A 4,624-nucleotide genomic window follows, 5' to 3' on the forward strand; every position below is an offset into this window, starting at 1 on the left:
TCATGAGCGCGCAGGATGCGCGCGGTCCGGAAGAACATGAACAACCCCACCCTCTATCTCCTGTGCGGCAAGATCGCGGCCGGCAAGTCGACCTTGGCCCAGCAACTCGCGACGCGGCCCTCGACCCTGCTCATCAGCGAGGATCACTGGACGTCGACCCTCTATCCGGTCGAGCTCAAGACCATCGAGGATTACACCCGGCTGTCGGGCCGGCTGCGGGCGGCCATGACACCGCACATCGTCGACATCCTGCACCGGGGCCTTTCGGTCGTGCTTGATTTCGCGGCGAACACTCCGCGCCAGCGGGCATGGGTGCGCTCCCTGATCGATACCGCCGGGGTACCGCACGAGCTGCATTACCTCGACCTGCCGGACGAGCTCTGCAAGCAGCGGCTGCGTCAGCGCAATGCCGGCGGCGAGCATCAGTTCCAAGTGAGCGACGCGGAATTCGAGCAGTTCACCGCCTACTTCGTCCCGCCGGCAGCGGACGAAGGTTTTAACGTCATCGTCCACAAGCCCTGACCGGGGCGGCGCGTACGATTTCGTGCTATAGTCGGAATCCCCCTCAAGAAAGAACAATAAATGACGCTCTTCGAGGAACTGAACAGGGTGGCGACACGGATCGCCCCCAACGAGGCGCTGCCTGTCTGTCCATGGTGCGGAGCCGGCCATCTGAACGTGATCGAGGAAACCCCCGACCCCAACTTCGGCGCCTTGGGCGTGAGCAGCCTGACCTTGCGCTGCGACGCATCCGCCTGCGGCAGGCTCACCAAGACCTGACAGCGAACGACTTCGGGTGGCGACCCGACGCCTGCTCTGGCTTAATGACCAAACCGATTGAGGGAATGGTCACAATGGCCCTTGAGATCACTGAGCTTCATCCCACCTTCGCCGGCGAAGTATCGGGAGTCGACCTGACGAAGCCGATTGGCGCGGAGAAAGCCGCGACGATCGAAGCAGGGATGGATCGCTTGGGCGTGCTCGTGTTCCGTGGCCAGGCCATTTCAGACGAGCAGCAGATCGCTTTCACACGCAACTTCGGAGAACTCGAGAACTACAATACATCCGGCACTGTGCGAAAGCGGGAGGACAACCGGCTCGGTCCCGGCATGGCCGATCTCTCGAACCTGACCAAGGACGGGAAGATCATATCGGCCGACGATCGCGTGTGGTTCTTCAAGCTGGGTGATCGGCTTTGGCATTCGGACAGTTCGTTTCGGCCGGTCCCGGCCAAATACTCGCTGCTGTCCGGGCGAACCGTTCCCGGCTGGGGCGGCAATACCGAATTCGCCGACATGCGAGCGGCCTACGACGCCCTGGATGATCGGACCAAGGAAGAGGTGGCGGGGCTGGTCTGCGAACACTCCCTGCTCTATTCGCGCCAAGCGGTCGGATTCAACGATTTCACGCCGGAGGAGATCAGCAATTTCCAACCCGTTCGGCATCCCCTGGTGCGCGTGCAGAGGGCGACGGGCCGGAAATCGTTGTTCCTGTCGGCGCATGCCGGCGTCATCGTTGGATGGTCGGTGCCGGAGTCGCGGGCCTTCCTGCGCGATCTCACCGAGCATGCGACCAGGCCCGAGTTCGTCTATTCCCATTCCTGGCGGCAGCACGATCTGGTGGTGTGGGACAACCGCACGACGATACATCGCGCGCGCCGCTTCGATCGCAATGAAGTGCGCGACATGCGCCGCACGACCCTGGGCGGCGAGGTGCCAATTGTCGGCGTGAGTGCAGGCGGCTAACGGCTGGAGTGCTGCCCTACGGGCGGCAGCCAATGGCGCCCCGGGATGGAGTCGAGCAGGCTTTGCGTATAAGGGTGCCGGGGCGCCGCGAAGACTTCGGCCGTGGCGCCTTGTTCGACGATCACGCCGCGTTGCATCACCGCAACCCTGCCGCAGACCTGCGCTGCGACGCGCAGATCGTGCGTGATGAACAACATCGTCAGGCCCAGCCGTTGCCGAAGATCTTCGAGCAGCGCCAGGATCTGGGCCTGCACGGAGACATCGAGCGCCGACACTGGTTCGTCGGCGATCAGAAGCTCGGGCTCGAGGGCGAGGGCGCGGGCAATGCCGATGCGCTGGCGTTGGCCGCCGCTGAATTCATGGGGAAACCGCTCGGCGGCGCCGGCGTCGAGCTGGACCAGGGCCAGCAGCTCGCCCGCCCGGCGCAGCGCAGCGGCCCGCGCCATGCCGTGCGATATCGGTCCCTCGGCGATGATGTCGCCGACCCGACGGCGCGGATTGAGGGAAGCGAAGGGGTCCTGGAAGATCATCTGGATGCGCTTGCGGAACGGCTTCCAGTGCCGACGCATCAGCCGACGCAGATCGGTATCGCCGAACCGGATCGCGCCCTCCTCGGGCTTCACCAGATTGACCACGCAGCGCGCGAGGGTGGATTTGCCCGATCCACTTTCGCCCACCAGGCCGAGCGTTTCGCCCTTGCGGAGCACCAGGTCGGCATCCTGCACCGCCGGGACGCCTATGCGCGGGGCGAACAGCCCGCCGCTCCGCCAGTAGGTCTTGCGCACGCCGATCAATTCCAGGACAGGCGGGCCGTTCGGCGGGGTCGCCAGCGCGCGGGCGCGGTGCGGCACGGCCGCGATCAGCGCCTGGGTATAGGAATGCTGGGGGGCGTTCAGCACCTGTGCCGCGGGGCCTGCTTCGACGATCCGCCCGTACTGCATCACGGCGACCCGGTCGGCGATCTCGGCCACGACACCGAAATCGTGGGTGATGAAGAGTACACCCATGCCGCGTCGCGACTGGATCTCCTTGATCAGTCCCAGGATCTGCATCTGCGTCGTGACGTCGAGCGCGGTGGTCGGCTCGTCGGCGATCAACACCGCGGGCTCCAGCGCCAGGGCCATGGCGATCATCACGCGCTGGCGCTGCCCGCCGGACAGCAGATGAGGGTAAGACCGCGTGATCCGCTCGGGATCGGGCAATTGCACTGCCTCGATTAACTCGCGAACGCGCGCCGCCGAGCCACCCACCCCGTGCACCTTCAGAACCTCGGCGATCTGCTCGCCGACCCGCATCAGCGGATTGAGCGCCGTCATGGGTTCCTGGAAGATCATGCCGATCCGGCTGCCGCGCAGCAGGCGCATTGCCGTCGGCGCGAGGCCGAGCAGGTCGCGACCTTCGAAGACGATGCTGCCGCGGACGACGCCGAGCGCGGGTGGTAGCAAGCCCATGATCGCGCCGGCAGAGACCGACTTGCCCGAGCCGCTTTCGCCCACGATGCACAGTATCTCCCCGGCATCGAGGGTGAAGGAGACGTCCTCGACCGCGTGGGCGCGGTCGGCACCCGGCGGCAGCGCGATGGTCAGGTTCCGGACATCGAGAAGGCTCATCGCCGGCGCGCCAGTCTCGGGTTCAAGGCGTCGCTCAGCCCTTCGCCGACGAGATTGAGCGCCAGCACGGTGAAGAAGATGGCGACGCCCGGAAACACGCTCATCCACCAGGCCATGCGGATCACGCTGCGCCCCGCGCCGATCATGAAGCCCCAGGAGATCATGTTGGGATCGCCGAGGCCGAGAAACGACAGGCCGCTCTCGAGCAGGATGGCGCTCGCCACCATCAGACTGGCCAGCACGATGATCGGCGACAGGGCATTCGGCAGGATCTCGCGGAAGATGATCGCCGAGCGCGAGCGGCCGAGCACCTCGGCGGCCTGGACGAATTCACGGCTGCGCAGCGACAGGAACTCGGCGCGGATCACCCGGGCCACCGGCGGCCACGAGACAATGGCAATGGCGGCGACGATGGAACCCAGGCTGGGAGAGAAGATCGCCACCAGCACCACGGCCAGCATGAAGCTCGGCACGGTCTGGAAGAATTCGGTGAAACGCATGATCGCATCGTCGACCACGCCACCGGCATAACCTGCAATGGCGCCCAGAGTGATGCCGAGAAGCACCGCGACCAGGGTGGAGACCGCGCCGATCAGCAACGAGACGCGAGCGCCATAGGCAATCCCGGCCGCCACGTCGCGTCCCAGGCTGTCGGAACCGAGCACGAATTCCATCTCGCCCGGCTGCATGAACGGCGCGCCGCGCATGTCCCATGGCGAGTACGGAAACAGTACGCCGGCCGACGCCGCGGCCACGCCGACCAGCGCGAGCACGGCCAGACCTGCAGCGGCGCCGCGGTTGCGCAGGAACGTTCCCAGGAACTCGAGCTCCAGCTTCTTCACGTCACCTCCACCCTCGGGTCGATCCAGGCGTAGAGCAAGTCGGTGATGAGATTGAACACCAGCACCAGCACCGAGGTCGCGAGGAACACGCCCAGCAGGATCTGGTAGTCGCGCGCCAGCAGCGCGTCGAAAGCCAGCCGGCCGATGCCCGGCCAGGCGAACACCGTCTCGACCAGGATCGCGCCGCCGATCAGTTGCCCGGCCTGGATGCCGGCGACGGTGATCACCGGCAGGAGCGCGTTGCGCAGGATGTGGCGACGCTGCACGCCGCCCTCGGGAACGCCCTTGGCGCGAGCGGTGCGAACGAAGTCCTGCGACGCCACCTCGAGCATCGCCGCCCGTGTCAGTCGCGCGTACACCGCCATGTAGAACAGGCCGAGCGTCAAGCCCGGGAGTACCAGGTAGCGGGCGGTGTCGAGGAGGGCGG

General features: G+C 66.0%; 6 protein-coding genes. 3 read left to right on the forward strand and 3 right to left on the reverse strand.

The genetic code is table 11. The features are described from left to right. Positions 1-15 precede the first annotated feature (15 nt). From RSO01_RS17525 to RSO01_RS17535, 3 genes are all read left to right on the forward strand, one after another. Positions 16-522: a P-loop nucleotide/nucleoside kinase family protein gene (locus RSO01_RS17525; RefSeq protein WP_147150414.1), complete on the forward strand. Its 507-nt coding sequence runs from the start codon at positions 16-18 to the stop codon at positions 520-522. A 60-nt stretch (positions 523-582) separates the two neighbouring features. Continuing rightward, positions 583-780, forward strand: a complete 198-nt coding sequence (locus tag RSO01_RS17530; RefSeq protein WP_147150415.1) for a hypothetical protein — start codon at positions 583-585, stop codon at positions 778-780. A 74-nt stretch (positions 781-854) separates the two neighbouring features. Beyond that, a complete protein-coding gene (locus RSO01_RS17535) occupies positions 855-1,745 on the forward strand; it encodes a TauD/TfdA dioxygenase family protein (RefSeq protein ID WP_147150416.1) in 891 nt (296 codons plus the stop codon). On the opposite strand, the gene RSO01_RS17540 is transcribed toward RSO01_RS17535, so the two are convergent. The 3 genes from RSO01_RS17540 to RSO01_RS17550 all read right to left on the reverse strand — a co-directional run. Continuing rightward, complete coding sequence (locus RSO01_RS17540; RefSeq protein WP_147150417.1) at positions 1,742-3,355, reverse strand: ABC transporter ATP-binding protein; 1,614 nt, start codon at positions 3,353-3,355, stop codon at positions 1,742-1,744. The two genes, RSO01_RS17535 and RSO01_RS17540, sit on opposite strands and share 4 nt — an antisense overlap. Continuing rightward, entirely contained in the window at positions 3,352-4,197 is an 846-nt protein-coding gene (locus tag RSO01_RS17545; protein WP_373867924.1) for an ABC transporter permease, read from the reverse strand. Before RSO01_RS17545 ends, RSO01_RS17540 begins: the two co-directional genes overlap by 4 nt. Further along, positions 4,194-4,624, reverse strand: a 431-nt coding sequence (locus RSO01_RS17550; RefSeq protein WP_147150418.1) for an ABC transporter permease, incomplete at its 5' end; no start/stop codon positions are given. The genes RSO01_RS17550 and RSO01_RS17545, both read right to left, overlap by 4 nt.

This window comes from Reyranella soli (assembly GCF_007992495.1).
GTDB lineage: Bacteria > Pseudomonadota > Alphaproteobacteria > Reyranellales > Reyranellaceae > Reyranella > Reyranella soli.

Coding starts and splice junctions, on each gene's coding strand:
- RSO01_RS17525 (WP_147150414.1), top strand. CDS start 16: ATGCGCGCGGTCCGGAAGAACATGAACAACCCCACCCTCTATCTCCTG.
- RSO01_RS17530 (WP_147150415.1), top strand. CDS start 583: ATGACGCTCTTCGAGGAACTGAACAGGGTGGCGACACGGATCGCCCCC.
- RSO01_RS17535 (WP_147150416.1), top strand. CDS start 855: ATGGCCCTTGAGATCACTGAGCTTCATCCCACCTTCGCCGGCGAAGTA.
- RSO01_RS17540 (WP_147150417.1), bottom strand. CDS start 3,355: ATGAGCCTTCTCGATGTCCGGAACCTGACCATCGCGCTGCCGCCGGGT.